At 33.8% G+C, this 25,546-nt stretch carries 30 protein-coding genes and 2 tRNA genes; 18 read left to right on the forward strand and 14 right to left on the reverse strand.

Annotated elements, in window-relative coordinates; genetic code table 11:
• Positions 1-129 precede the first annotated feature (129 nt).
• The 4 genes from ihfB (at position 130) to pyrF (ending at position 2,859) form a co-directional block, all read left to right on the forward strand.
• Positions 130-417 carry an integration host factor subunit beta gene (ihfB, locus tag EPA86_RS15140; protein ID WP_140605108.1) on the forward strand — a complete coding sequence of 96 codons (288 nt, stop codon included), beginning with the start codon at positions 130-132 and terminating at the stop codon, positions 415-417.
• An 88-nt stretch (positions 418-505) separates the two neighbouring features.
• A complete protein-coding gene (locus EPA86_RS15145; protein ID WP_246058421.1) occupies positions 506-742 on the forward strand; it encodes a lipopolysaccharide assembly protein LapA domain-containing protein in 237 nt (78 codons plus the stop codon).
• A gap of 22 nt (positions 743-764) precedes the next feature.
• Positions 765-1,931 carry a lipopolysaccharide assembly protein LapB gene (gene lapB / locus EPA86_RS15150; RefSeq protein ID WP_140605113.1) on the forward strand — a complete coding sequence of 389 codons (1,167 nt, stop codon included), beginning with the start codon at positions 765-767 and terminating at the stop codon, positions 1,929-1,931.
• A gap of 229 nt (positions 1,932-2,160) precedes the next feature.
• A complete protein-coding gene (gene pyrF, locus EPA86_RS15155; protein WP_140605115.1) occupies positions 2,161-2,859 on the forward strand; it encodes an orotidine-5'-phosphate decarboxylase in 699 nt (232 codons plus the stop codon).
• Positions 2,860-2,950: 91 nt separating this feature from the next.
• On the opposite strand, the gene gap is transcribed toward pyrF, so the two are convergent.
• Positions 2,951-3,952 (reverse strand): type I glyceraldehyde-3-phosphate dehydrogenase, encoded by a 1,002-nt coding sequence (gene gap / locus EPA86_RS15160; RefSeq protein WP_140605117.1) that lies wholly within the window; start codon positions 3,950-3,952, stop codon positions 2,951-2,953.
• Positions 3,953-4,195: 243 nt separating this feature from the next.
• Between gap and gndA the strand changes: the two genes are divergently transcribed.
• The 4 genes from gndA (at position 4,196) to EPA86_RS15180 (ending at position 8,163) form a co-directional block, all read left to right on the forward strand.
• Positions 4,196-5,728, forward strand: coding sequence for an NADP-dependent phosphogluconate dehydrogenase (gene gndA / locus EPA86_RS15165; RefSeq protein ID WP_140605118.1), 1,533 nt, complete (start codon positions 4,196-4,198; stop codon positions 5,726-5,728).
• Between the two features lie 2 nt (positions 5,729-5,730).
• Positions 5,731-6,111: a peptide-methionine (R)-S-oxide reductase MsrB gene (gene msrB, locus EPA86_RS15170; RefSeq protein WP_140605119.1), complete on the forward strand. Its 381-nt coding sequence runs from the start codon at positions 5,731-5,733 to the stop codon at positions 6,109-6,111.
• A gap of 286 nt (positions 6,112-6,397) precedes the next feature.
• Positions 6,398-7,849, forward strand: coding sequence for a glyceraldehyde-3-phosphate dehydrogenase (locus EPA86_RS15175; protein WP_140605120.1), 1,452 nt, complete (start codon positions 6,398-6,400; stop codon positions 7,847-7,849).
• A gap of 116 nt (positions 7,850-7,965) precedes the next feature.
• Positions 7,966-8,163, forward strand: a complete 198-nt coding sequence (locus EPA86_RS15180) for a hypothetical protein (protein ID WP_140605121.1) — start codon at positions 7,966-7,968, stop codon at positions 8,161-8,163.
• Positions 8,164-8,176: 13 nt separating this feature from the next.
• Here the strand turns inward: EPA86_RS15180 and EPA86_RS15185 are convergent, their stop codons facing one another.
• From EPA86_RS15185 to EPA86_RS15210, 6 genes are all read right to left on the reverse strand, one after another.
• Positions 8,177-8,515: a TusE/DsrC/DsvC family sulfur relay protein gene (locus EPA86_RS15185; RefSeq protein ID WP_140605122.1), complete on the reverse strand. Its 339-nt coding sequence runs from the start codon at positions 8,513-8,515 to the stop codon at positions 8,177-8,179.
• On the reverse strand, positions 8,506-8,799 hold the full coding sequence (gene tusB / locus EPA86_RS15190) for a sulfurtransferase complex subunit TusB (protein WP_140605123.1): 294 nt from the start codon (positions 8,797-8,799) through the stop codon (positions 8,506-8,508). Before tusB ends, EPA86_RS15185 begins: the two co-directional genes overlap by 10 nt.
• Positions 8,800-8,802: 3 nt before the next feature.
• A complete protein-coding gene (gene tusC, locus EPA86_RS15195) occupies positions 8,803-9,165 on the reverse strand; it encodes a sulfurtransferase complex subunit TusC (protein WP_140605125.1) in 363 nt (120 codons plus the stop codon).
• Positions 9,165-9,548, reverse strand: a complete 384-nt coding sequence (gene tusD / locus EPA86_RS15200; protein WP_140605127.1) for a sulfurtransferase complex subunit TusD — start codon at positions 9,546-9,548, stop codon at positions 9,165-9,167. The genes tusC and tusD overlap by 1 nt, the downstream gene beginning before the upstream one ends.
• 95 nt (positions 9,549-9,643) lie before the next feature.
• A complete protein-coding gene (locus EPA86_RS15205; protein WP_211664948.1) occupies positions 9,644-10,312 on the reverse strand; it encodes a Bax inhibitor-1/YccA family protein in 669 nt (222 codons plus the stop codon).
• Positions 10,313-10,508: 196 nt separating this feature from the next.
• The gene (locus EPA86_RS15210) at positions 10,509-11,090 is read right to left on the reverse strand and encodes a DNA-3-methyladenine glycosylase I (RefSeq protein WP_140605129.1); all 582 of its coding nucleotides are present in this window, start codon (positions 11,088-11,090) and stop codon (positions 10,509-10,511) included.
• A gap of 166 nt (positions 11,091-11,256) precedes the next feature.
• Between EPA86_RS15210 and EPA86_RS15215 the strand changes: the two genes are divergently transcribed.
• The 5 genes from EPA86_RS15215 (at position 11,257) to EPA86_RS15235 (ending at position 14,801) form a co-directional block, all read left to right on the forward strand.
• Positions 11,257-11,347 (forward strand) — tRNA-Ser (locus EPA86_RS15215).
• Positions 11,348-11,443: 96 nt separating this feature from the next.
• On the forward strand, positions 11,444-12,334 hold the full coding sequence (locus EPA86_RS15220; protein ID WP_140605131.1) for a DUF6538 domain-containing protein: 891 nt from the start codon (positions 11,444-11,446) through the stop codon (positions 12,332-12,334).
• A 103-nt stretch (positions 12,335-12,437) separates the two neighbouring features.
• Complete coding sequence (locus EPA86_RS15225) at positions 12,438-13,259, forward strand: site-specific integrase (protein ID WP_140605133.1); 822 nt, start codon at positions 12,438-12,440, stop codon at positions 13,257-13,259.
• Between the two features lie 226 nt (positions 13,260-13,485).
• The gene (locus tag EPA86_RS15230) at positions 13,486-14,433 is read left to right on the forward strand and encodes a hypothetical protein (RefSeq protein WP_140605135.1); all 948 of its coding nucleotides are present in this window, start codon (positions 13,486-13,488) and stop codon (positions 14,431-14,433) included.
• Between the two features lie 62 nt (positions 14,434-14,495).
• Complete coding sequence (locus EPA86_RS15235; protein WP_140605137.1) at positions 14,496-14,801, forward strand: hypothetical protein; 306 nt, start codon at positions 14,496-14,498, stop codon at positions 14,799-14,801.
• A 36-nt stretch (positions 14,802-14,837) separates the two neighbouring features.
• Here the strand turns inward: EPA86_RS15235 and EPA86_RS15240 are convergent, their stop codons facing one another.
• The 5 genes from EPA86_RS15240 to EPA86_RS15260 form a co-directional block, all read right to left on the reverse strand.
• Positions 14,838-15,206, reverse strand: coding sequence for a hypothetical protein (locus EPA86_RS15240; RefSeq protein WP_140605139.1), 369 nt, complete (start codon positions 15,204-15,206; stop codon positions 14,838-14,840).
• Between the two features lie 18 nt (positions 15,207-15,224).
• Positions 15,225-15,467, reverse strand: a complete 243-nt coding sequence (locus EPA86_RS15245; RefSeq protein ID WP_140605141.1) for a hypothetical protein — start codon at positions 15,465-15,467, stop codon at positions 15,225-15,227.
• A gap of 79 nt (positions 15,468-15,546) precedes the next feature.
• The gene (locus EPA86_RS15250) at positions 15,547-16,047 is read right to left on the reverse strand and encodes a replication/maintenance protein RepL (protein ID WP_140605143.1); all 501 of its coding nucleotides are present in this window, start codon (positions 16,045-16,047) and stop codon (positions 15,547-15,549) included.
• Positions 16,048-16,726: 679 nt separating this feature from the next.
• Positions 16,727-17,329: a DUF938 domain-containing protein gene (locus EPA86_RS15255; RefSeq protein ID WP_140605413.1), complete on the reverse strand. Its 603-nt coding sequence runs from the start codon at positions 17,327-17,329 to the stop codon at positions 16,727-16,729.
• Positions 17,330-17,341: 12 nt separating this feature from the next.
• Positions 17,342-18,466: a GNAT family N-acetyltransferase gene (locus tag EPA86_RS15260; RefSeq protein WP_140605145.1), complete on the reverse strand. Its 1,125-nt coding sequence runs from the start codon at positions 18,464-18,466 to the stop codon at positions 17,342-17,344.
• 255 nt (positions 18,467-18,721) lie between these two features.
• Between EPA86_RS15260 and EPA86_RS15265 the strand changes: the two genes are divergently transcribed.
• The 5 genes from EPA86_RS15265 to EPA86_RS15285 all read left to right on the forward strand — a co-directional run bounded on the left by EPA86_RS15265 (position 18,722) and on the right by EPA86_RS15285 (position 23,763).
• Positions 18,722-18,812: transfer RNA gene (locus EPA86_RS15265), tRNA-Ser, on the forward strand.
• A 58-nt stretch (positions 18,813-18,870) separates the two neighbouring features.
• Complete coding sequence (locus EPA86_RS15270; protein WP_140605147.1) at positions 18,871-20,274, forward strand: DUF3943 domain-containing protein; 1,404 nt, start codon at positions 18,871-18,873, stop codon at positions 20,272-20,274.
• Positions 20,275-20,393: 119 nt separating this feature from the next.
• The gene (locus EPA86_RS15275) at positions 20,394-21,578 is read left to right on the forward strand and encodes a tetratricopeptide repeat protein (RefSeq protein ID WP_140605149.1); all 1,185 of its coding nucleotides are present in this window, start codon (positions 20,394-20,396) and stop codon (positions 21,576-21,578) included.
• 46 nt (positions 21,579-21,624) lie between these two features.
• Positions 21,625-22,578, forward strand: coding sequence for a M28 family peptidase (locus EPA86_RS15280; RefSeq protein ID WP_140605151.1), 954 nt, complete (start codon positions 21,625-21,627; stop codon positions 22,576-22,578).
• 276 nt (positions 22,579-22,854) lie between these two features.
• Positions 22,855-23,763: a tyrosine-type recombinase/integrase gene (locus EPA86_RS15285; RefSeq protein WP_140605153.1), complete on the forward strand. Its 909-nt coding sequence runs from the start codon at positions 22,855-22,857 to the stop codon at positions 23,761-23,763.
• A 52-nt stretch (positions 23,764-23,815) separates the two neighbouring features.
• On the opposite strand, the gene EPA86_RS15290 is transcribed toward EPA86_RS15285, so the two are convergent.
• Together EPA86_RS15290 and EPA86_RS15295 are read right to left on the reverse strand one after the other, a co-directional pair.
• Positions 23,816-24,664 (reverse strand): M23 family metallopeptidase, encoded by an 849-nt coding sequence (locus EPA86_RS15290; RefSeq protein WP_246058423.1) that lies wholly within the window; start codon positions 24,662-24,664, stop codon positions 23,816-23,818.
• Complete coding sequence (locus EPA86_RS15295; protein ID WP_140605155.1) at positions 24,657-25,544, reverse strand: 6-carboxytetrahydropterin synthase; 888 nt, start codon at positions 25,542-25,544, stop codon at positions 24,657-24,659. Before EPA86_RS15295 ends, EPA86_RS15290 begins: the two co-directional genes overlap by 8 nt.
• Between the last annotated feature and the right edge of the window lie 2 nt (positions 25,545-25,546).

Consider the following 25,546-nt stretch of genomic DNA (forward strand, 5'->3'; position numbering starts at 1 on the left):
TTTACTTTGTAACGTTACATTTAGTTGTAACTCGCGAGTAGAGTATTGATAAATACTCTACTTATACTTTATCACCTCATGGCGCAACGCTAGCTTTGACGCGGTGCTTAGTGAATACTGGAGGGTCAAATGACCAAATCAGAACTCATTGAAAAATTAGCAGAGAAATTAAACCATGTTCCTGCTAAAGATGTTGAAAAGTCAATAAAAGAAATCTTAGAGTTGATGGCGCAATCTTTATCTAAAGGTGAGCGTATTGAAATTCGCGGTTTTGGTAGTTTTTCATTGCATTATCGTGCACCTCGTGTAGGTAGAAACCCTAAAACGGGTGAGTCTGTTGAATTAAGTGGGAAATATGTTCCACACTTTAAGCCAGGTAAAGAATTGCGTGAAAGAGTTAATCTTTCAGCAGCATAAATTGCAAAGTGAACTAAGAAGTTAGATAATAAGCGGCATACTTTTAAGTATGCCGTTTTTTTATTCCTATTATTTAAGGTAAATCACCGTGCGTTTATATATCACCTTATTTTTACTATTATTTTTTATATTAATTGCATTCATATTTGGCAGTCAAAACGATCAAATAATTACCTTAAATTACTTAATTGCTAGAAGTGAAATAACGGTAGCTGAAGCAGTAAGTATATTTTCAGCTCTTGGCTTTATTATAGGTATCTTAGTCACCATAGTGTGGCGATTAGTTCGTAAAGGCAAGAAAGCTTTATCAACTCCCCAACAATAACTTTAGGTTGATTACGTTTTAAATGATTGAGCTACTATTTCTTCTATTACCTGTTGCCATGGCTTATGGTTGGTTTATGGGTCGTAACAGCGTCAAACAAAACCAACAAACAGAAAAGCAAGATCTCTCGATAAAATATTCAACGGGCTTGAATTACCTTCTTTCAAATCAACAAGATAAAGCAATTGATTCTTTATTGGATGCATTGAAAGTTGAGGATGATAGTGTCGAAGCACATTTTGCTATGGCTAATTTATTTAGGAAACGTGGCGAGTTAGACCGTGCTTTAAAAGTACATGAGCATCTTGTTAGGTTAGGTGGTTTACCGACAAAAGCAAAACAACAAGCCGTATTTGAATTAGGTAAAGATTTTCTTAGCGCTGGTTTATATGACAGAGCTGAGAAAATGTTTACTAAATTGCTTAAGTCAAAGACTTATGGTTTGAAGTCGATAAGTTATTTATTACAAATCTTTCAATCTACTAAAGACTGGCAACAAGGTCTTTCACATAAAAAACTGATTAAAAAAGTTAATGATAAGAGACAGCTACATACCTTAGCAAACTTTTATTGTGAACTTGCAACCACAGCTTTTGAACAAGACAAGTTTATTGACGTTATTGAATTACTTGAAGAAGCACTTGCCTTAGATCCTAACTCATGTCGAGCTAACTGGCTTATGGCAAAAATATATGAAAATCATGATCAGTGTGAACAAGCAGCACAATGTTATCAAGCAATTTATGAGCAAGATAAAGAGTTTTTTCCAGATGTCATTCAACAAATGCATGATTGTTACACTCGACTAGATGAACTTGATGACTTTTATAAATTTATTAAAAAAGTCTATGACGAAACTGCAAGCTCAAGTGCATTAATTACTTATGTGAATCATATCCAAGAAAATAATGGTCATAAAAAAGCTAAAGAGTTTATTTTAACTGCATTAAAACGTCGCCCGACAATTCGGGGCTTTCAGCACTTTATTAAAATGCAGATGAGTCAGTCTGATGATGTTGACAATACTAGTTTAGATTTAATAAAAGATTTAATAAGTGAGTATATCAATATAAAGCACAGGTATAGTTGTAGAACCTGCGGTTTTAATAGTTCAACACATTACTGGTCTTGTCCTTCATGCCATGAATGGGAACAGCTTAAGCCAGTGCGGGGTCTAGAAGGGGAATAATATTCCCTTTTTGTATGGTCAAGCTACTGCTTCGAATGTACTCACTGACTATCGTCAGTTCCGTGCAATCTCTTTGTTCTAGAGCTATACCATGTTGAAACGAATCATTATTAGTTTTAAAAGCTAGATATCATAGCTAGCGTAAAGTTTAGTTAGTACTAATACTAAATTAACAGTCATTCCCGAAGTCTTTTATCGGGAATCTATTGTATTAAAGATAGGAAAAATCATGAACGATCCAAAAGTAGTTGTGGCGTTAGACTTTGGTAAAAAGTCAGAGGCGTTATCATTTATTGACCGTATTGAGCCAAGTGATGCTCGATTAAAAGTTGGCAAAGAAATGTTTACTTATTTTGGTCCAGAATTCGTTAAACAATTAACAGGAAAAGGTTTTGATGTTTTTCTTGATTTGAAATTTCACGATATTCCAAACACTGTTGCTAAAGCAGTGACAGCTGCAGCTGATCTGGGAGTTTGGATGGTTAATGTTCATGCCAGTGGTGGTGAACAAATGATGATAAAATCACGTGAAGCGTTAAGTCAATTTGGTAGTGAAGCGCCTTTATTAATTGCAGTAACGGTTTTAACAAGTATGGGTCAAGAAGACTTATTAGGTTTAGGCATAACTAAAACACCTGCTGAACAAGTCATGTCTCTAGCACAGCTAACGCAAAAAAGTGGCTTAGATGGTGTTGTTTGTTCTGCTTGGGAAGCTGAGCAATTAAAGCTACAACTTGGTAAAGATTTTAAATTGATCACACCAGGAATTAGGCCAGCGGGTTCAAGCAGTGATGACCAAAAAAGAATTATGACCCCACAACAAGCGATTGATGTTGGTGTTGATTACTTGGTTATAGGTAGACCCATTACCAAGGCTGCTGATCCACAAGCGGTATTGCAACAGATTAATCATTCATTAAATGTTTAAATTAATAAATTTTTAAAATGAGTCAATGTAAAAAGGGTTAAGTAAATAATACTTAACCCTTTTGTCTATTAGAAATAAGTACTAAAGAGTATTATTTTTTATAGTTACTAACATAAGCAACCAAGTCTAGTACTTTGTTAGAATAGCCAATCTCGTTATCATACCAAGCAACAATCTTCACAAAAGTATCGGTCAGTGAAATACCAGCTTTTGCATCAAAAACTGATGTACAAGTTTCACCAATAAAATCATTTGAAACTACTGCATCTTCGGTATAACCAAGTACTCCATTTAGATCACTTTCAGCTGCTGCGCTCATTGCTTGACAAATTTCATCATAACTTGCTGGTTTTTTAAGGTTTACAGTTAAATCAACTACTGACACATCAGGTGTAGGTACGCGAAATGCCATACCTGTTAGTTTGCCATTTAAAGCAGGGATTACTTTACCTACGGCTTTAGCTGCCCCCGTAGATGAAGGAATAATATTTTGTCCTGCACCACGACCACCACGCCAGTCTTTTGCTGATGGGCTATCTACTGTTTTTTGTGTTGCGGTTGTTGCATGAACAGTTGTCATTAAACCGTCTTCAATACCCCAGTTATCGTTTAACACTTTTGCAACTGGTGCTAAACAATTTGTGGTACACGATGCATTAGAAACAATATCTTGACCATCATATTTATCTAAATTTACACCACAAACAAACATTGGAGTATCATCTTTAGATGGGGCAGAAAGTACAACTTGTTTTGCTCCTGCTTCAATATGCTTACGTGCAGTTTGATCAGTTAGGAACAAACCTGTAGATTCAACAACAACATCTACATCAATTTCATTCCATTTTAAATTTGCAGGGTCTCTTTCTGCGGTTACCCGTACTACGTTGCCATTCACAATTAATTGGCCATCTACCACGTCCACAGTACCTTTAAAGCGGCCATGAGTTGAGTCATACTTTAGCATGTAAGCCATATAGTCAATATCTATAAGATCATTAATACCGACAACTTCGATATCATTACGCTCAGCTGCTGCTCTAAATACAAAACGGCCAATACGGCCAAAACCATTAATACCAACTTTAATCATGTTTGTAACCTCTAAAATTCATTATGTAGTAAAATTACATCATTTCAAAAAAAACACAAGTTAAACTCACTGTATTTGGCATAAATTTTCATGTTTTTGCCTTTTTTATGTAAAATTACTAAATTAATTATGTTTAATTGAATATTTTAGCCAATTTGTACAATACTTTTGTAATTGCATGTTAGAATATTAGAAAAATAATAAATTGTGAATAACACTCTCGACTTCATAAAGGAAAAACTTATGACACAAGATAAAATTTTGTGTGACATTGGATTTATTGGCTTAGGCGTAATGGGTAAAAATCTTGTACTTAACCTCGCAGATAATGGTTATAACATTGCCGCTTTTGATTTAAGTGATGAAAAAGTACAAGCAGTTATAGCTCAAGATGAACATGAAAATACAACGTCTACGCCTCGTGTTTATGGTTGTTCTTCATATACTGAATTATTATCTCAGTTAAAAGCACCTCATTTAATTGTACTTAGTGTTCCTGCTGGAGCTCCCGTAGATCAAGTATGTGAAAACTTGATTGGAGCAGGTATTCAACCCGATGACATTATTATCGATACAGGGAATAGCTTATGGGTTGATACTGTAGCAAGAGAAGAGAAATACAAAAGTAACTTCCTTTTGTTTTCTTCAGCAGTTTCAGGTGGTGAAGTAGGAGCCAGATTCGGACCTTCCTTAATGCCAAGTGGCTCACCTTACGCTTGGGCTAGAGTTAAACCTATTTGGGAAGCGATTTCAGCTAAAGTAGATGTTGTTACAGGTAAGCCAATTGAACGAAACAAACCTGGGCAAATCATTGAGGATGGTGAACCTTGTGCCGCTTATATAGGCCCAGCAGGAGCCGGACATTATGTAAAAATGGTACATAACGGTATTGAGTACGCTGATATGCAAATTATATGTGAAGCATACCATGTACTTAGATCTGGACTCGGCTTGTCGTGTGATGAAATAGCAGATATTTTTGAAACTTGGAATAATGGTTTACTTGATAGTTATTTAATGGAAATATCTGTCGAAGTATTAAGGCATAAGACATCAGATACAGAAACGCCTTTGGTAGACTTAATACTAGATAAAGCCGGGCAAAAAGGTACCGGATTATGGACTGCTATGAGTAGTCTAGAAGTAGGGTGTCCTGCGCCAACTATTGCTCAAGCTGTTTATGCACGTTCTATTTCATCATTTAAAGAGTTAAGAAAACAAGCTAGTGTCGATTTATCAGGACCTTCAAATGTTCCAGTATCAGAAAGTGAGTCTTTAGCTATCATAGAACAACTACATGATGCTATTTACTGTGCAAAAATTTGTGCTTATGCCCAAGGCTTTCAGTTAATGAAATTGGCTGCAAAAGAGCATGGTTGGGCACTCGATTTTGCTAGCATCGCAAAAATTTGGCGTGCAGGTTGTATAATTCGAGCTATATTCTTGCAATCAATTACTGATGCCTTTGAAAGAAATGAAAAGCTAGATAACTTATTACTCGATAAATTTTTTGCAAAGCAATTAAGTGAGCGACAAGATAATTGGCGTAAATCTATCTGTTTTGCCACGATGAAAGGTATTCCTACAGGCGCACTGTCTTCTGCACTGGCTTACTATGATTCTATGCGTTCAGCGGTATTGCCTGCTAATCTTTTACAAGGTCAACGTGATTTCTTTGGCGCACACACCTTTGAAAGAGTCGATAAGCCAGCAGGTAAAAAGTTTCATGTTGAATGGTCTACACTTGATCGTGAAATGAAATTAATAGATGACTAAATATCGTGAGTGAAGATATATATAAAGATAAGCTAAGCGAAGCTGCCTATAAGGTATGCCGCTTAGCTGCAACTGAGCAACCATTTACCGGTAAATATAATAATCACTGGGAAGTGGGACAATACCTTTGTGTTTGCTGTGAAAAAGTATTATTTGACAGTTCTACGAAGTTTAACTCAGGCTGTGGTTGGCCAAGTTTCTACCAAGGTATTGATGGTGCTATAGAATACATTCAAGATACTTCTCATAATATGCTTAGAACAGAAGTAAGGTGTCAAAACTGTCAATCACATTTAGGTCACGTTTTTGATGACGGACCAAAACCTACCTATAAACGGTACTGTATTAACTCTTTAAGTTTAGTATTCATCCCCAACTCATAAACTCAATACAATATGAAAAACCGCGGCTAATTCATTTTCTCTGTGTTGAGTACTTTATTCTTTTATGCCAAAAACACATAAACCGTGTGAATATATTATTAATACCTTAGTTTGATATAAGCCAAAAAGGCTAAAAATAATCCTGTAACCTATAGAGAAATATTTCATGCTGCATTACAATACGCACCAAATCTAACTATCCGCTATTATTTAGTATCATTTTTCTTAAACGTTACTATTTAAATAATAGTTTGTGTTCAATTGACTGAAATAAAAGGTTCAAATAATGACTTCTCATCTTGAGGAAAAGTATCAAGCAAGCTGGCAAGAGCGTCAAACATTTGCAGAAAATATGCAACCTATCATAGGGCAGCTATTTAGAAATAAAGGTATTGAAATATCTGTTTATGGCCGCCCATTATTAAATGCTTCTCCTATCGATATTATTAAGGCACATAAATCTGTTGCCTTACATGAAGATAACAAGTTGCGTTTAAGAGAAAGCTTTCCTTTTGTTGAAGCATTAAACTCAATGACATTAGCACCTGCAAGAATTGATATTGGTAAATTAGCTTACAGTTACTTATATCAAGGTCAAGCAAATGACTTATCAATTGAGCAATACTTAGAGAAACAATTAACTGCAATCTCTCGTGAGAATATTGATCAAGAGAGCCAAGACGTTGTTTTATACGGTTTTGGTCGTATTGGTCGTTTACTTGCTCGTCTGTTAATTGAACAAACTGGTCCAAATGCAAAACTTAATTTACGTGCAATTGTTTTACGCCCAAGTAAAGGCGATGACGATTTAGAAAAGCGTGCTAGCTTATTACGTCGTGATTCAGTTCACGGTGCTTTTAATGGAAGTATCACCACTGATAGCGAAAACAATGTAATTAAAGCAAACGGCGCTTTTATAAAAGTTATTTACGCTAAATCTCCTTCAGAAGTTGATTACACTGCACATGGCATTAACAATGCCTTAGTTGTTGATAACACAGGTATCTGGTCAGATGAAGACGGTTTAGGTCAGCATCTACAATCAAAAGGTGTAGCTAAAGTTTTACTTACCGCACCAGCTAAAGGTGACATTAAAAACATTGTTTATGGTGTAAACCAAGATATGATTTTACCAGAAGATAAAATTGTATCTGCAGCAAGTTGTACAACAAACGCTATTACACCTGTTTTAAAAGCAATCAACGACAAGTTTGGCATTAAAAATGGTCACGTTGAAACTGTTCATTCTTATACAAATGATCAAAACTTAATTGATAACTACCATAAAGCGCCTCGTCGCGGTCGTAGTGCACCATTGAACATGGTTATTAGTACTACTGGTGCTGCAAAAGCAGTGTCTAAAGCACTTCCGGAATTAAAAGGTTTATTAACAGGTAACGCTATTCGTGTTCCTACGCCAAACGTTTCAATGGCTATCATGAACTTAAATTTAAAAGCTGAAACTGATAAAACTGCTTTAAATGATTACTTACGTCAAATATCTTTAGATTCAGAATTACAAAACCAGGTTGATTACACGGCTTCTACAGAAATCGTATCTACAGATCTTGTTGGTTCTCGATATGCTGGTGTAGTTGACTCACAAGCAACTATCGTCGACGGTGATCGCGCAGTATTATATGTTTGGTATGATAATGAGTTTGGTTACAGCTGTCAGGTTGTACGTGTAATGTTAGAAATGGCAGGGATTACAGTGCCAACATTACCTCTAAAATAATATTAAATCAGTAAGATTAAAAACCTGTACAATTTGTACAGGTTTTTTTTTGAATTAAACTAAACTTATCCTTATTCAGGCCGATAAAGTCTTGAATGTCTTTTGAGGAAATATTTATGTCAATCGTGTTAGGTTCACCTTCATCAGTTCAAACGAACACAGATACTGGCTTTGCGTTAAAAACGGCAAGCCTAGCTAAAGATCAACAAGAACTTGAAGGTCAAATGGCAATTAAACTAATTCAAACTGCAGATTTAAGTAATGTACCAGCGCCTTCTGGTAATAGTGGTAGCCAAGTTAATATTAAAGTTTAGTCAACTAACTTTGTTAAATGCAACGCGCAGGTTTTGGTAAGCCTGCGTATTTTGTTGCTTGTTTCGCTGGTCCCTCTGGGAACAATCTATATAAATATCTACTATTAGCTTTCTCTTCCCCAAACTCAACTTTCATCGCTTTGGTTAGAGCTCTTATTGCTGGTGATGTTTTGTATGTTAAGTAAAACTCTCTAACAAAGTGAATAACCTCCCAGTGGGCTTGTGTTAATTCAACACCATCTAATTCTGCTAAGTAAGTAGCTAATTCTTTATCCCAAACTTGATAATCTTCAAGGTAGCCATGTTTGTCAGTTAATATTGTTTTGTTCTGAAAATTAATTTCTATTGCCATGTGATCACATTTTCTGTATCAAAAGTTAAATTGACTAATTCATTCATGCTTATTACTTCTATAAACTCTGGCACGTTAAGACCACGTGCTGATACATGATGTTGAATTACTTTTATGTTTTTAACACTGATGATGTTTTTAATATTTGTTAACAGGGTGTGGTTCAAGTTGTAACACCCATCATCTATAAGCACTAAAATATCTGCAGGTAGTATAATCTGAGAGCATTGAAAGAGTTCTTGGCTATTAAATGCTGATTGTCTTACTAAATGTAATGTCGTCATCTATTAAAATCTCAAAATGTGTTTATGCTGTTTTAATTCATGTGCAAATTCTCTTGCGGGCAGCACCTTTACATTTTCGATATGAAAAGAGCTCGTTAAACTTCGTTCATGTAACGATTCTAAGCAAACATAAATATCTTCAATGTCATAAAACTCAAATGCTGAGAAAGTTTTTAAATAATCTTTCAGTGATAATTGCTCACCGTCTTGATTTGGTGTCAATTGAAAGACACCATCGCCTTGAAAAAATAAGGATATACCTTGCTCATACGATCCAAAAATTAAAGCAATATCGAGAGAATCTTTTCCGTGGTTAAAAGAATAGGGGGCTTTACTGTTAATGATAGCGAGTGTTTTTTTGGTCATTAGAATTGTATTACCCGATCAGCATAATTAGTTAACTCTACTAGTTCACCTAAACCAGAAATTTCAAATGCATCCGCAACATTAGATGATTGTGGCTCAACAGAATTGGTTTCATCAACTTGTAAGCCTCGTTTACTTGCTGCAGTAACACATAAATGAAGAGATAAATTGAATTCATTTTTTAGCGCTAACCATTTTGCTTGTGCTTGATATTCATCGGTTGGAACTTCCACAAAGGTGTTAGCATGTAAAACGCCGTCTTGATAAAAAAAGATCCCTACAATCTCAATCTGTAATGCTAAAGCGGCTTCAATATATTCAATAGCAGTAACAGATAAGTTACTGCTAGGAGGTGATGTAATAATAACTGCGAGTTTATTCACGTTACTTCCTGAAATTGATGCATAAAAAAAGCCTCGTATTAACGAGGCTTTTCATTATAGCAATAAGCTATAAAGCAAACTAGATTTGATGGCAATTAATCATCGCTACCAAAAACACCTAATAAATGAAGTAGGTGCACAAAAATATTATAAATATTTAAGTATAAAGAGATTGTTGCTCTAATATAGTTACGCTCTCCACCGTGAATGATGCGGCTTGTATCGAATAAAATCAAACCTGACATAATCATGATAATAGCTGCACTAACTGCTAAAGATAACGCTGGAATTTGGAAAAAGATATTCGCCAAACTTGCAACAATAGCTACGATTAAACCAACCATTAAAAAACCACCCATAAAAGAGAAGTCTTTTTTACTTGTTAATGCATAGCCTGATAAAGCGAAAAAGATTAGTGCTGTTCCGCCTAATGCTTGCATTATTAATGTGCCGCCATTCGGTAAAGAAGCGTAAGCATTTAACATTGGGCCAAGTGAAGCACCCATTAAACCAGTAAAAGCGAATATCCAATAAATACCACTTGCTTGGTCTGCTTTTTTATTTACAACAAACATTAATCCAAATGCTACTAAAGTCATTACTAGCGCAGTCATATGCGACAAGTTCATTGCCATCGATATACCCGCTGTAACAGCACTAAAGGCTAGGGTCATTGATAACAACATATAGGTATTCTTTAATACCTTATTAATTTCAATAGCAGAACTTTGGCTAGCTGTTTGAAAATTCATATTTGATTGCATAATCTTTCCTTCAAAAATTATTATACTTATTTAGATAGGGTTAAAATTAATAAGTTCAAGTCTTAATGTAAAGTTAACCGTTCAATCCTTGACATATTATGGCATGGGTTATTTCTAATTACTACGCTCTAATATACATAAACATGATAATAAATTGTATTCTTTTGTTAATGGTTTACTTTGTAAGTTTAAACGATTAATTGTTTATCATCTGGTCTCGTCTATAACAAGTTAACGCATGGTCATTAATTAAACCACACGCTTGCAGGTGGGCATAACAAATGGTGGAGCCAAAGAATTTTATCCCTCGCTTTTTTAAATCTTTACTAATTTCATCTGATAGTTCAGTTGTAGCAGGGTAGTCAGATAACTCTTTTATCTCATTAATTATTGGCGTATTGTCAACATAGCCCCATAAATAATTGCAGAAGCTGCCAAACTCTTTTTGAATTTCAATAAAAACCTTTGCATTATTAATTGCTGCATTTATTTTGGCTCTGTTTCTGATAATGCCATCATTTAGCATTAACTCTTCAACTTTTGCTTGATCAAATTGCGAAACTTCCACCACATCAAAATTTGCGAACGCTTTCTTATAACCCTCACGCCTTTTTAAAATTGTGTACCAACTTAAACCCGCTTGAGCAGACTCTAAAATAAGAAACTCAAACATCTTTTTATCATCACGAACAGGCACTCCCCATTCGTAATCATGATAAGCAACATAATCGGGTTTACTCAAGTCTAACCATGGGCAACGACAGTTTTTATCAGTCATATAATCCTCAATATTTGTATGAATTGGCTGATTTACTAGCAAGTTGTCTATTTTATTAGCAAACAATCATGAATCAGTGAAAATTCGTAAAATAGTACTTTACAACGTTAAGTAGAGACTTTAATATTCGCCTCGTCTTCAAGCAAGCATTTGTTTTAAGACGATTGGTGAGATGGCTGAGTGGTCGAAAGCACTGGTCTTGAAAACCAGCAAGGGTTTGTAGCCCTTCTAGGGTTCAAATCCCTATCTCACCGCCACATTTAGATTAACCCGTTGATTTTATTAATTTAAAGTCAACGGGTTTTTTGCTTTTAAAAAGCTTAGCCACATAACTTAGTCACACAAGGCAAGTTATGAACAACATTTCACATTATTTATATCAATATCCTCAATCTAAAAACTATTATTTTCGTTTTCGTATACCTGTAAAATATAAGTCTTTGCTTGTAAAAGATAAAAAACACTTTACTTCAACCCTTAAAACGTCCGATATTAACGTAGCGCAATATTTAGCTATTTTTATTAAAAGTAAAATATTTAAGGAGTTAAGCCACTTGGAAGCCAAGCCAGAAAATTATCAACCTGAAAATTGGGACTTTTATAAATACTTAAAAACTAAGTTTGATACTTATTTGTCGTGGGGTAAAAAACTAAGTGCTTCACAATCTTTCTCTGACGAAATAGACCAATTAAATGAAGTATCAACAAGTGATATGGGCGTTTATGAGGACTACTTGGAAACCCTCATAAATGATAAAGATAAAAAAGCAATGCTCTGTTTAAACAAGCAGATAGCCCACGCGCCTTATATGCTCAGTTATTTGGGTGATTACAATGATTTTTTATCTTCAAGGTTTCATTCTGACATTCATAAACGCTCAACAGAGCAACCACCACTATCAAAACCCAGTGAAGCAGAGCTGTTTTTTACTGAACAGCATTATGACGGTGAGTTTTATCAAGCATTACGGGATGACACCCCGACTGACTCACCTATTGCACTAAAAAGATTTATGGCACGGCACGCGTGGATCGAATTAGAGTTTAAACAACACCTAATTAAGCAGTTAAAGGGCTTTAAACAGTCGTATAACCCTTTTAGTGATACTGTGACAGCCAAAGCCTATTCACCTACTGAATACGGCTCGTTTTTGGAGATAATAGAAACATTAAAAGAAACTCAACGTGTGATCAAAGACTTGAAGCAAGAAAAAGAAGAAAAACATAAAAGCCGAAGCTATTAGGCTGTATCAAATATCGTTTGATTTTTTATATACACAGATTGGTGAAGACTTTGATATTTGTCAGTTCGATAAAAACAAAGCCGTTGAAGTAAAAAAAGCGGTAATGAATAAAGAAACTAACCGAACAGATAAAGACGGTAACAAGGAATTAGCGGTAAAAACAATTAACCGTTACTTAGTTAATTTTAATGCTTTTTTAAACTGGTGTTCAAACGAAGGGAAAATTGAAAAAAGTAATTTTTTTGTTGGATTAAAAATAAAAGAAACAAAAAATAGTAAATCAAAACATAGACCCTACACCAGTGACGAAATAACCAAAGTAATGAACTATAAGCCTACACGCAGTAATGAGGCTGAAAAGATACGTATTGACGCTTATTGGTTCCCGAAAGTAGCGTTATATACAGGTATGAGACTAAACGAGATTGCAGGGTTAACTGTTAATGATTTTAAACAAGAAAACGATATTCATTATATTAATCTATTTGATAAAGACTTAAAAACAGAAACATCTGAACGTCACATTCCTATTCATTCAAAACTTATTGAGTTAGGTTTTTTAGACTTTGTGGAGCAAAGGAAAAAAGATAAACAAAAAGTATTATTTAACCAAATACGGGCAGGTAAAAAGGTTGCAGGTAAAGACGGGTGGGGCGTAACTATTTCAAAGTGGTATAACCTTAATGTTGTTAAGAAAATTGGTATTGATAAACGAAATGAAAAAAACAATAACAAACTTGTTGATTTTCATGGTTTGAGACATACTTTTTTATCTAAGTTTAAGCAGTTAGGTTTTTGCGACAACTTGGTTAAACAAATAGCGGGGCACGGCAAGGGGGACGATATAACCTTTGATGTATATGGCTCAGAGGTTACAACCAAAATATCAGCGCTAAAAGAAACAATAGAGAATATAGAATATTAATGAACAAGTAATCCTAGTTTAGTTTTCGGCTGTAATTGTTTTCTTTTTCTTTATTGAAAACCGGCACGGTTTTGGGTTTCAAGGGGGAACCCTTTGACAAGTAGGGCGGTTTATTTTGAGGAACGAAAAATAAAGCCCCTATCTTGAAAAGTGGTGTGTTTGTCAGTCTGATTTTGATTTTTTTAAAAGTGTGTTATTACATAATTAGAACAAATAAAAATTATGTATGATAAAAAATTGGATCGTAAAAACTAAACAAATAAAACAAGGTGAAAAAGGCTTTTTAAACCACGTTAATTATTTAACGGATAACAACAAAGCAAGTCACGAATATTCAGCTATCAAAGTGCTAAATAATGGTGCTAAAAATATTATAAAAGAAATTGATAAGAGAAAGTCTTATCGTAACGCACACGGGCTTAGTGGTGGCGGTGTGCGTAATTTTTCTACTTCAATGGTATTATCCTTGCCCAGAGACATTAAACAGCCAACAACAAAAGAATGGGAAAAAATAGGGCTGTATACTATTAAAGAAATAGCAAAAAAGAATAATATTGATTTTGAAAAATTAAAAAATGTTTCTCATATCGTTTTACATAATGAAAGTGCCAGTCCAAGCAAACCCTCACACTTACATATTTTAATCTCTAATGTTTTAGACGTTGACGTTATCAAAGGCATATCACAAAAGAAAACCACCTTTACCGCTAAAAAAGCTTTTAACTATGCCGTTAAAAAACTATTAAATGAAGATAACAATCAATACTTACCAGTCAATACAAAAACTAAAAATAAACCTCTGTTTGTAGTCCGTGCAGAAAAAGCGGAAAAGGTTATGCTACTTTTTAAAAGCTTCAAGAATGATATTAATGATTGGTTTAGCGAAATCATTAATAAAAGAAATAGTTTTATATTGTCCACACTCGCTAAAAAAGCGGCTCAATCATTCAATGATTTTGATAACTCGATAGAAAATAAAAATAATAACTTACCTGATAAAGTGTTAACGGCTGTTGAAACCATTGAAGATTTAACAGCCGATAATGAAACGGTTGAACTGTTAGCGTTACCAACGGGTCAAGAGCATATTGAACCAACCAAAGAAACAGAAAAAGTATCTACAAAAACAACCAGAAAACGAAGAAGGAGAACACCAAAACCAACAAATGAATAAGGAGCTATTGATTTATTTTTTTTCTGTAATACTTTGTTAGTTATAGAAAAGGAATAAATAAAATGAATGGATTTGATGATTTTAAAAAGGAAGTATCGAAGAAAATAAAACAGCTACAATATCAAATTAAAAAGCTAACTCAGCAAAATGACGAGTTAATAAAAACTAATAAAATTGTGAATGAATGGCTTAATATTTCAAGATCTCAAAACACCAAGCTAATAGCGGAACACTTTCAGTTAAAAAAAATAATTGCAGGACAAAAGCGAAAAATAAAAGAAATGTACGTAGTTGAAATAGATGAAGAATTAGAAATGCCGAAACTCTTAAAAAAGGAGATTAATAGAGAAGGTAATAATTTAAAATAATTACCTTCTGGTTTAAATAATGAAGTTACTTAATTTTTATTCTTGTAGAGCTTTTGATAACCCAATAAGAGAGTGTTTTATTTCACTTTTACCTTGTTTGATCACAAGTTCGTTACCCTTTGCAAGAGCATTTGCCATCCAAAAATCATAACAAAAATTATAGCCTTCATTACTTGAATACCCAGCTTCTTTCCCATCAATAATAAAACGAGGGTATTTTAGTCTTTTTTCACTTTTTATACATACATTCCTATTTGGAAAAGTCGCTAAAGGAGTTACTTCAAAGATGATTTCAATCTCACCGTTACTTGCAACTTCTTTTCCAATGTTTACCCAATTTGGGTTGTTAGCATTTGCAGTTCCATAAGTAGTAATTAGAAGTAGAGCGATTAGTATTTTTTTCATATTTTTCCTTAAATAACGTTATAATGTTTTTAGCCAATCTATAGGATACATATAAACAAAATCACCATAGATTTTTCTTGCTTTTTCAAACTCTATTGCACATTTTTTTTCATGATTTATAGAGTTTTTCTTTGCTAATTGCGCTGTTGTTATATCATTAAGCGATTTTTGAAAAGCTTTTTCAAACTTCCAAGTTGACATATACTCAACTCCGTCTTCTACGCATATGTAATGTCCATTATCAATTCGTTTATACGACACAATCTACCTCCTTATTATTTCCTTTTATTATTAATGGATTAGATAATATAAGCAACTAAAAGCCTTAAAATCAATTAAGTTATTTTACTGTTACTTTAATTATTTTCTTATATCCTTTTTCTACTTCAAGATCTAAAAGTATTGGGTTAACTTTAAATAAAGAGTTACGTTTATTTTCTAATGAACCTTTCCAAGCAATATTTGAGTTAACAATATAGTAATTAGTTGTCCCGTCTTTTTTTACATTAATTATTTTATGACTTTTTAATAAATCAATTGACTGTCTTACATGTCTTTCTCCAACATTAAAAATCTTCGCTAAATCTTTTTGCGTAATATGAAACGTGTTTCGTTTATCCATATTTTCACATAAAAACAATAAGATAATAAATGACATTTTATTTTCTTTAAGTAATGCTCTTAATAGTTTTTGATAACGGTTAAAAAATTGAACATATTTATTAAGGTTTGATTGTTGTTGATATTTCTTTAATTCTGCTTCAAGTCTAATATTTCTCGTTTCTGCAAAATGTAGTTTTTTTTGTAGTTCTTTTATTTGATCTAACTGGTTTGTATTCATATTTAATCCTTTTATTTTTTTGGCTAATTAAAGGGATATCATATAAAAGACATTTTTCAATAGGGGATCTATAACTTCCTGTTAATAGGCACTTATAGACCCTGTATTAAAAGTTAATAAATAGTCTAAATATCGGGGGAAAATGAATATTGATTATTTTTTTCTATTCTAAGTATTATAAAAGGGAGTTTCAGATACAGAAAAACCAACTTAATTAGTTGGTTTTTCGAAGGATTATTTTTCGCCAAAAAAATATGAACACCTACCATTCAAATTAATATATTTAAAAATATTGTCAATAACCAAACCTAAAAGATTTACCAGTAAAAATATCTCTTAAATAAGTATTCAATAAATATGAGATCACAACATATTAGAATACTTTTGTTATGAACGATCACTTTATTACAAAATCAAAGATTTTGAATGTTATCGCTTCGCTCACTGGTAACAAGCGTAGCTTGTTCTTAGTTGAATAGTTTTTTAATAAACTTAGCCACAAAAATCTGTCACAAAACTAAACGGGATGTTACGATATTTAATATATTCAATAGGTTATGTGTCTTTAATGTAGCGGTGTCAAATCCCTATCTCACCGCCATATAAGAAAAAGCCCGTTACGAAAGTAACGGGCTTTTTTGATTTAAGTCCATTTGTAATCATACTTACTTAACGATATTTACTGTTTTGTGAAAACTAATAATTGGTTATAAGCTGGCATTGCATAATCATTTTTTAAAACTAAGTTAGCTGATTCTGCTAATGTTAGAATTTCTTCTATATCTCTAATCCCACTTTTAATGTCTCGATTTTTTAGCCAAAGATCAAAATTAGCGTTACTTTCACTGGTAAATTTACCTTGGTATTTGAAGGGGCCGTATATACAAACTGTGGCACCTGAGTTAAAGTTTTTAGCAACTTCCTGAAAAAAATCAATCACAAGAGGCCAACTTATAATATGCAGTGTATTGGCTGTAAAAAGGGCATCGAATGGTTCTATATTACTATTTTGTTTCCAACCTGTGTTTAAATCAATTTCAATTGGCTTTTTAATATTTTTAGTAGGGGACGAATCTATCCACGCATTAATACCTTTGTGATTTATTATTAAATCACTGGGTTGCCAAGTAAGGTGTTTTAAATATTTTGCAAAATAAACTGCGTGTTGGCCAGTGCCTGAACCAATTTCCAGTAAATGTTTTGAATGCATAAGCTCTTTTGAAAGTACTGTTAATATAGGTGTTTTATTATTTTCACAAGCTTGCGAATAAGGTCGGTCAATCATAATGTTTTATTATTCTTTAACTTTAAATGGTAGTAATGTGCTACATCGTTGCTGATACATTAACATATGCTGTTGTTCTTGCTTGCAAAAATTATGTAAAGCACTCCTAAAGTGAGAGTGTTTTATCCAATGATATGAGTGAGTTAATATGGGTTCAAATCCTCGTTTGATTTTGTGCTCACCTTGAGTACCTGAGTTAAAGCGCATTAGGTTGTTTTTAATACAAAACTCAATTCCACGATAGTAGCAAAGTTCGAAGTGCAAATTTTTATATGATTTAGTGCATCCCCAATATCTGCCATACAATTGGTTGTCATCATAAAAGAATAGTGCGCTTGCTATATCTTCTTCTCCATTATTAGCAATTATGAGCAGCATATTGTCAGCCATACTTTCCAGACATTGTTGAAAAAATTCATAACTTAAATGCGGTTGATGACCTTTTTTTAAATAGGTAAGTTGATACGTTAAGTAAAAGAAGGTTAAAGCATCGCTTGTGATAGCGTTACCTGTTAATTGTCGTATTGTTAAGCCTTGTTGTTTAATTGATTTACGCTCGTTTAATGTATTTTTTCTCTTACGTGAGGTAAAAGTACTAACGAAGTCATTGAATGATTCATAATTTCGATTAAACCAATGAAATTGCACGGTATTACGTTCGTAAATATTGCTGGGCAATGGGTGTGCTATTTTTTCAGTATATAAAACATGCCAACTATTAAGGTTTGTTTGTAGGCAATACTCTGTTAATGAAGTAAATAGATTTGTTATTTCAAGTTCCTTAGACAATAACTTTTTGCTATTTACGGGGGTAAATGGGCAAGTTGCGACAAGCTTTGGGTAATAATCAATACTATGTTCTTGGTATGCTTCAGCCCAGGCCCAATCAAAGACGTACTCTCCCCAAGAATGAGACTTTATATACATAGGCATTATAGCTAAAACATTATCTTGACTGGATATAACTAAATGATGAGGCTGCCATCCTTGATTAGCATTGACCGATTGGCTTTTCTCTAGATTATTAAAAAAATTGTATTGCTCAAACGGACAGTTTGAATCATTTAGTGTTTGCCAATGAGATGGGTTTATCTCATTAATTCCACTAACAAAGTGAACATTCATTTTATTCATGAATTGAAGGCCTACAATGCAATATATAGTTAGCTATATTAACCTTAAAAATAATAACTTAACTACAAATTATGTTTCATTTTTGTGTTGATATAGCTAAAAAACGAGCATATCGTCTGACTATTGTTCAAGAATTAAAGTTTTTTTAATTTATCTTTATTTATTCCTTTACAAATAGGTAACGACTATTTAGAATTCGCCCCGCTTTTAAGGAAACTTTCATTGTTTCTAGCTTTGTAATCTTTAAAAGTAATTGGTGAGATGGCTGAGTGGTCGAAAGCACTGGTCTTGAAAACCAGCAAGGGTTTGTAGCCCTTCTAGGGTTCAAATCCCTATCTCACCGCCATATACTAAAAGCCGCTACCAGTTAGCGGCTTTTTTTTTAATGTCTATTCTATAAGGGAATGAATGTGTTAAAACTGAACAAGATTAAAGATAGCTTTCTTAAAAAACATGCTAAATCATGTTTATGTCTTGTGACGCTTTCATCTTCTCTTTTTGCTCAGGCCAATACGACAGACGTTGAACTAAAGCCTGCTATTAGCGTTGAAAATATAGAGGAAATCTATAAAGAATCCGCGACAAACTCTACCTGGGAAAACTTAACGCCAGCAGAAGATTTTTATAACTCCCCATTTCAAATGTCATTATTTAATCCTAGAAATGGTGAAGATGGTGCCAGACTTTGGTCTCAAACCAGCTCAATCTTTGCCTATGGATTTGGTGTCATTGGATTGATCGCTTTATTACCTGAGGACATATCCAATTGGGATAAAGAACAAGGAATTTTTAATAAATGGTCTGATAATGTTAAGGAAGGTCCTGTATGGGATCGCGATACGGGTATGCTTAACTTTGTTGGTCACCCTTATTTTGGTGGCGTTTATTACCAAGTAGCGCGTAAGTCAGGCTATAGACAATGGGATGCATTTTTATACTCAGCATTAATGTCTACTTTTTATTGGGAGTATGGTATTGAGGCCTTTGCGGAAGTACCATCTATTCAAGATTTAGTGATTACTCCTGTGCTTGGTTGGGCATATGGTGAATGGGCTTATAATACTGAGATGGATATCCGAGAAGGTGGTGGTACAGTTTGGGGGTCTAGTGCACTAGGGAGTACAGCGCTTGCTTTGTTAGACCCCGTAGATAGCTTAAGTGTAGGCGTTAATAACTTATTTGGTCGTGAAATTATTCGTGCTGGAACTGGCTTTGTAAGCTTCAATGAAGTCCCAGTAGATAATATTGGTAATACTGAAAACCAAATTAAGTTAAATATATCATTACAATTAGGTGAGGGTGGTAATTACTCTGGAAATCGTAAGAATTATAAGCGAGTAAACGACCCAATAGACACTGGCATTATAGGTATGTCAATTGGTACTGGCCACATTGAATTAGATGACTCATGGAAAATTGAGGGCGGTACTACAACGGAATACACTTTAGGTTTGTATTTTACTAAGCAGTTCTCTAGTAGAGTAAGCTATTCAAAAGCACAGTTAACAGAAATAGAAACGAACAAACCAATTGCGTATGAAAGCTATCGATTAAATGGACAATACTATTTCAACGCGAACAATGATTTTAGACCTTATATAACCGCAGGTTTTGGTGAAATAATGTGGAAAAAAGATAACGACCACAAAAAATTTCAGTTAAATGGCGGTGTCGGCTTACATTATAAAATCAATAGCAATTTTGCTTTACAAGCAGATTGGCGCCATCATTACAGCCCTAATGCTAAAACCTCTGAAAACGCATTTGCGACAAACCTTGTTTATTTATTTGGTAAAGGTGAGCGTTAATACTGACATTTTAACTGTAACCAATTTGTAAGAAAGTATTAATATCTTCGTAGTTTACTTTTCTTAATTTTTTTATGATCTACACTTTAATTATGTTTAGCCATAATTAAGTGAAAAATATGAAAAAATTAGATGTATTCGCATTAATCCTTTTATCTAGCTATACATTCTCTTGCTCTACCATCAATGCTCCTTTACCTACGCACGTTAAACAAAGTAATAATCTCTATTTAGATAATTCATTCACCAGTAAAGAAGTAATTCAGGTAGAAACTGAAGAAGAGATATTCAAACTTGATCAATCCATGATTGATCTTGTCGAGAAGAAATTAAAAAAACACCCAAGAACTCGTGATAGAGCAGATGCTTTGCTTGATCATATATTCAATCATGAGGATATCTCATTAAAATATGATGGCAATGCCAATGTAACTGCAAGGCAGGCTTATCATAGTCAAACAGCGAATTGTATGTCATTAACTGTGATGGCTTATGCACTCGCTACAGCAGCTGATCTCAATGTAAATTTTCAACAAATTGACGTACCTGAGTACTGGGTTAGAAACGGTCAATATAATCAATTAACAGGGCATATAAATTTAATCGTTAGAGAAGAAGATGCACCTGGTTTGCGTGTAGTCTGGGGTGAAGATGTTTTTCAAATAGACTTTGATCCTGATGCTGCTAAAAAGTCATTTAGAAAACGTATTATCGATAAACAAACTGTTTTAGCGATGTTTTATAATAATAAAGGAGCAAACGCGTTAGTTAGTCAACATTACCAAGTAGCTTATCAGTACTTCAAAGCGGCAACAAAATCTGATAGTAACTTTAGTCCGGCTTGGGGAAATTTAGGGATTCTTTATAAATTAAATGGTTTTGAGGAACAGGCTGAGAAAGTATATAGACACGCTATTAGTTTAAAAAATGATAACCTAACATCTTTATCTAATTTAGCTTTATTACTAAAAAAACAGGATCGAGTAGATGAAGCTAATAGAATAGAAGATTACATTGTTAAGATTAGAAATAAAAACCCGTATTATCATGCGGTTTTAGCTGATGAAGCTTTATATAAAGGTAATTATGAACAAGCACTTATGCATTATAACGATGCAATTAAGCTAGATGAAAATGAACATGAATTTTATTTTGGTTTGGCCAAAGTGTACTATAAACTAGATCGTCTAAAAGCCGCTAAGCGCTCAATGAAAATGGCACTAACACTTAATCGAGCAAAAGATATTGATCGCTTATATCTGGCTAAATTAAATTTATTAAGAGAAACTAAAGTAAAACTATAGTCGATTCATAACATGCTAAATCAGCGATATTCTCTATAGGCAGCAAGTGAAAAAGTATTTTTCCATCATATTATTTCTTTCAATTCATCATTCGTTATCTCTAGCGAATGATGAAGTTAATTCCCGTATTCAACTCCAACAAGAAGTACTTTTACAGTACATAGAAGCGTTGTCTAGTGATGATATGCAAGGGAGAAAATTTGCGACTAATAGTAGTTCAAAAACTCAAGACTATTTAATTAACGCGTTAAAATCCTATAATATTCAACCGTTTAAGAATAAGTATTTACACCGTTTTAACCATGACAATTTTTTTAATAACAAGCAGGGCGCTAATGTCATTGGATTTGTTCCTGGCAATCAATATTCAGATAAATATATCGTATTAACAGCTCATTATGATCACTTAGGCGTTAAAGGAAAGCATGTTTATAATGGCGCAGATGACAATGCATCAGGTGTAGCTGCGTTATTAACATTTGGTAAGCTTATTAAAGAAACGCCGTTAAAACATAACATTATTCTATTATTTACCGATGGTGAAGAAATAAACTTGTTAGGAGCAAGAAGTTTCATTAGACAGAATGATGCAATAAAAGAAAGTATTATGCTCAACATCAATGTGGATATGATTGCTGGCGATAATAAAACAAAAAGATTACATTATATTTACGGTAACTTTGATAAGTTTACTAAGACAGACTTAGTACAACAGCTATTTAAAGAAATAAAAACTGACGACATTAAAGTTAAAAAAGGCTTCAAGCACTTTGGCCGTAATAGTATTCAAGATAGAAGAACTAATTGGAAAATGGCAAGTGATCATGGGGTGTTTGCCAATCATGATATTCCATACTTATATTATGGCGTAGGTACGCATAAAAATTATCATTCAGTTTCTGATACTTACGCCAATGTAAATAAAGCATTTGCTGTAGCTTCCTCAACACTTATTTTTAAGCATTTACTATATTTAGATAACAGCATTTCCTTAAATTAAGTCAGTCATTAGTAAACAGGCTATGTTCAATAGTTCAAAACAGTTATACAGATAACAAGTCAATATTAACTAAATGATAAAGTAAAACATATAACCTTTTAAAATATGTATTTTAATAAGTAATAAATATGGTTATAATTGGTTAATATTCAGTTGTTTACATATTTTTACCGTGACGCTACGTAAAATCTGCGAGTAAAGTTAGCCAAACCAACTTTATTTTTCACGTAGCGTTACGCCTAAAAAGTAAATTAAACCAAAATTAGGTATGAATAAATGTCCTATTCTATGTTCGAAGGTAAAACGGCTTCTGATATTTACTTGTTATCATTACAATCAAAACAAAGTCGTATAACCATGGCTTCATTATTAAATGTTGTGGCTGCACATTTTGCTAAAAAGAAAAACCATCAAGATGTTGATTGGTCTATTTTGCATTATGAAAAAATTTTAATGTTTCTCTCATATCTATCTGAACAAGGTAAATCTCCAGCTACTATCAATGTTTATCTATCAGCGCTTAAAGGCGTAGCTAAAGAAGCGTGGCGAAAAAAATTAATTGATGTAGAAACCTATCAGCACATTAAAGAAATAAAACGCATTAAAGGTACTCGAAGTATTAAGGGTCGAGCTTTAGAACTTGAAGAATTAAACATTCTCATTGATTACTGTATGGCACAAGAAGGAGTTATTGCAATGCGTGATGCTGCGGTAATTGCTTTGGTATATGGTGCAGGTTTAAGAAGACATGAAGCAGCTGGCTTATTATTATCTGATTTAAATATCAGTGAAGGCACTATTAAGGTACTGGGTAAAGGTAATAAAGAACGTATCAACGCCCTGCACGATCGAAATTTAGACATTATTCAAACTTGGTTAGATGAACGAGGTTTAGCTCCCGGCCCTTTATTTTTGCGTGCAAGAAAAGGCAATCGTCTGGTTAATGAACCTATTTCAGGCCAAACAATATATGACATTATTATTCGTAGGTATAAAGAAGCAGGCTTGAAACGGTTAACGCCACATGACTTACGAAGAACTTTTGCCACCAAACTACTTGAAAACGGCGAAGATGTTTTTCTCGTGCAAGATCTTATGGGGCACTCATCAGTAGAAACTACAAAGAATTATGATAGGCGTGCCGACAAAGCAAAAACAAAAGCGGCAAAAGCTTTACCATTCTAAGTAAAACTAGCCGCTTGAAACACTTAAACTTAAGAACATTTATTATACGAATTTAGTTGATAGGTTCTATTTTTAAAACAAGAGCGGGATCAATTTTTACATCAAACCAATTAATTCGCCAATCTAAATGAGGTCCAGTTGCCCTGCCACTTTTTCCAACTGAAGCAACTACTTGTCCTTTTTTAACATAATCTCCTGTTTTAACTGATGACGCACTTAAGTGTAAAAAGGTTGAACTGACACCTTGGCCATGATCAATAATCATAGTACCGCCAGAATAAAACATATCAGGTACCCAAAGTAACACCTTTCCAGAAGCGGGAGCCTTTACAGGATCACCAATTTTTCCGGCGTAATCTAAACCATAATGAGGCCTTTTAGGCACACCATTATAAACTCTTCTACTGCCATAAACTCCCGTAATAGTCCCGTCAATAGGTGGAATAAAACCTTCGGCGAAGTGAGTTAATTCACTGGAAATTTTTCTAGCCGCTTTAATCTGTTTGCTATCTTTTGCGGAGCGCTCAATAGCTTTTGGATTAGGCTGCATGATGCTCTTCTTTATACCTTCAATGCGCTGTTCTTTGTAAGTACGTGCCTGTGGTGTAAAAGTTTTGCTTTTTGTTTCCCCATCAGGTGTAGATACAATTAAGGTATATTCAGATATATCGTCACGTGAGAAACCAAAGGCGTATTCACCTTGAGCCGATACTATTAATGGCCTTCCATTTAACGATACAGTGCTATTTTTAGTTGCTTTTCCAACAACTAAACCACCCTGCTTTATTTCTCCTGAAAGTTTGATTTCATCAATTGCTTCAACGCTAACACTCGTTAATAAAACAGAAGTAAAAAAAGCTGTTTGGACAATAGTTTTATAATTCATAAAGATGTTATCCATTAACGATTGCTCCTTTTGCAACACCTTCATATGCAATGACTTTTAATCTAGTTGAAAGCTCAGGTTGAGCTTTGACGATTTGTCTAGCAATGAAGTCTGCTAATAATTCTACGGTTGAATCACAATCGACAACATCAAGTATGTTGGTAGGAACGGCAATATCAAACCTTCCTTGTGGTGCTCTGTAAGCAAAAAATTGATGATCGGGTTTCAAATGTTCATCAATTTCATTTGATAACTGAATATCTTTTCGTGATATTCTATCTGCTTCACTGGCTATATAAATGTCTTTCCAACGCTGACACCATTGATGCTCGAGAGAAATATCTTTTTCACCATCTACAAATATTTGAATTTTTGAACGGTGGCCATGAGCAATTCGCTGACAGTTACCATCATGTAATTTCAAACCGTGAGTATAGTGATAATAATCACCTGGTATATACTCTGGTCTTAATGTCAGAATTAAACCCTCTACGTTTTCAGGTAATTGTTCTAAGATAACTTTTGTTAAATGCTGAGTAACAGCGTCAATCGTTATGCTCTTAGATTCTATACTGGCAAAAGCGCAAGCTGGTGATTGCAAATGATAACTGCCCACACCACTAAAGAAGTCAATTGTTTGATGATTTACTTGATGTGAAGACTCTTTCAAGATGACAGACTTAGACAGTATAGGTAAAAGCAATTTATGATCTACCGCCTCATCTATGATGGCTTTTATTTGCTTCTTAACTACAGCAAAATCTAGCACCATACTCATTTCATTCAATGAGCCATCAAGCAATACATCAACAATCCAACTTTCACCGACAATGCCACGTTTAGGGCAAAGATATGAAAAATCTATTACTGTTAAGTCGTCTACAAATAATTGCATTA

Source organism: Litorilituus lipolyticus, assembly GCF_006439335.1.
GTDB classification, from domain to species: domain Bacteria; phylum Pseudomonadota; class Gammaproteobacteria; order Enterobacterales; family Alteromonadaceae; genus Colwellia; species Colwellia lipolytica.

Excerpts from the sequence above, each read along its gene's own strand:
- ihfB (WP_140605108.1), top strand. The coding sequence starts at position 130 with ATGACCAAATCAGAACTCATTGAAAAATTAGCAGAGAAATTAAACCAT.
- lapB (WP_140605113.1), top strand. The coding sequence starts at position 765 with ATGATTGAGCTACTATTTCTTCTATTACCTGTTGCCATGGCTTATGGT.
- pyrF (WP_140605115.1), top strand. The coding sequence starts at position 2,161 with ATGAACGATCCAAAAGTAGTTGTGGCGTTAGACTTTGGTAAAAAGTCA.
- gap (WP_140605117.1), bottom strand. The coding sequence starts at position 3,952 with ATGATTAAAGTTGGTATTAATGGTTTTGGCCGTATTGGCCGTTTTGTA.
- gndA (WP_140605118.1), top strand. The coding sequence starts at position 4,196 with ATGACACAAGATAAAATTTTGTGTGACATTGGATTTATTGGCTTAGGC.
- EPA86_RS15175 (WP_140605120.1), top strand. The coding sequence starts at position 6,398 with ATGACTTCTCATCTTGAGGAAAAGTATCAAGCAAGCTGGCAAGAGCGT.
- EPA86_RS15180 (WP_140605121.1), top strand. The coding sequence starts at position 7,966 with ATGTCAATCGTGTTAGGTTCACCTTCATCAGTTCAAACGAACACAGAT.
- EPA86_RS15185 (WP_140605122.1), bottom strand. The coding sequence starts at position 8,515 with ATGGCAATAGAAATTAATTTTCAGAACAAAACAATATTAACTGACAAA.
- tusB (WP_140605123.1), bottom strand. The coding sequence starts at position 8,799 with ATGACGACATTACATTTAGTAAGACAATCAGCATTTAATAGCCAAGAA.
- tusC (WP_140605125.1), bottom strand. The coding sequence starts at position 9,165 with ATGACCAAAAAAACACTCGCTATCATTAACAGTAAAGCCCCCTATTCT.
- EPA86_RS15205 (WP_211664948.1), bottom strand. The coding sequence starts at position 10,312 with ATGCAATCAAATATGAATTTTCAAACAGCTAGCCAAAGTTCTGCTATT.
- EPA86_RS15210 (WP_140605129.1), bottom strand. The coding sequence starts at position 11,090 with ATGACTGATAAAAACTGTCGTTGCCCATGGTTAGACTTGAGTAAACCC.
- EPA86_RS15220 (WP_140605131.1), top strand. The coding sequence starts at position 11,444 with ATGAACAACATTTCACATTATTTATATCAATATCCTCAATCTAAAAAC.
- EPA86_RS15225 (WP_140605133.1), top strand. The coding sequence starts at position 12,438 with ATGAATAAAGAAACTAACCGAACAGATAAAGACGGTAACAAGGAATTA.
- EPA86_RS15230 (WP_140605135.1), top strand. The coding sequence starts at position 13,486 with ATGATAAAAAATTGGATCGTAAAAACTAAACAAATAAAACAAGGTGAA.
- EPA86_RS15235 (WP_140605137.1), top strand. The coding sequence starts at position 14,496 with ATGAATGGATTTGATGATTTTAAAAAGGAAGTATCGAAGAAAATAAAA.
- EPA86_RS15240 (WP_140605139.1), bottom strand. The coding sequence starts at position 15,206 with ATGAAAAAAATACTAATCGCTCTACTTCTAATTACTACTTATGGAACT.
- EPA86_RS15250 (WP_140605143.1), bottom strand. The coding sequence starts at position 16,047 with ATGAATACAAACCAGTTAGATCAAATAAAAGAACTACAAAAAAAACTA.
- EPA86_RS15260 (WP_140605145.1), bottom strand. The coding sequence starts at position 18,466 with ATGAATAAAATGAATGTTCACTTTGTTAGTGGAATTAATGAGATAAAC.
- EPA86_RS15270 (WP_140605147.1), top strand. The coding sequence starts at position 18,871 with ATGAATGTGTTAAAACTGAACAAGATTAAAGATAGCTTTCTTAAAAAA.
- EPA86_RS15275 (WP_140605149.1), top strand. The coding sequence starts at position 20,394 with ATGAAAAAATTAGATGTATTCGCATTAATCCTTTTATCTAGCTATACA.
- EPA86_RS15285 (WP_140605153.1), top strand. The coding sequence starts at position 22,855 with ATGTCCTATTCTATGTTCGAAGGTAAAACGGCTTCTGATATTTACTTG.
- EPA86_RS15290 (WP_246058423.1), bottom strand. The coding sequence starts at position 24,664 with ATGGATAACATCTTTATGAATTATAAAACTATTGTCCAAACAGCTTTT.
- EPA86_RS15295 (WP_140605155.1), bottom strand. The coding sequence starts at position 25,544 with ATGCAATTATTTGTAGACGACTTAACAGTAATAGATTTTTCATATCTT.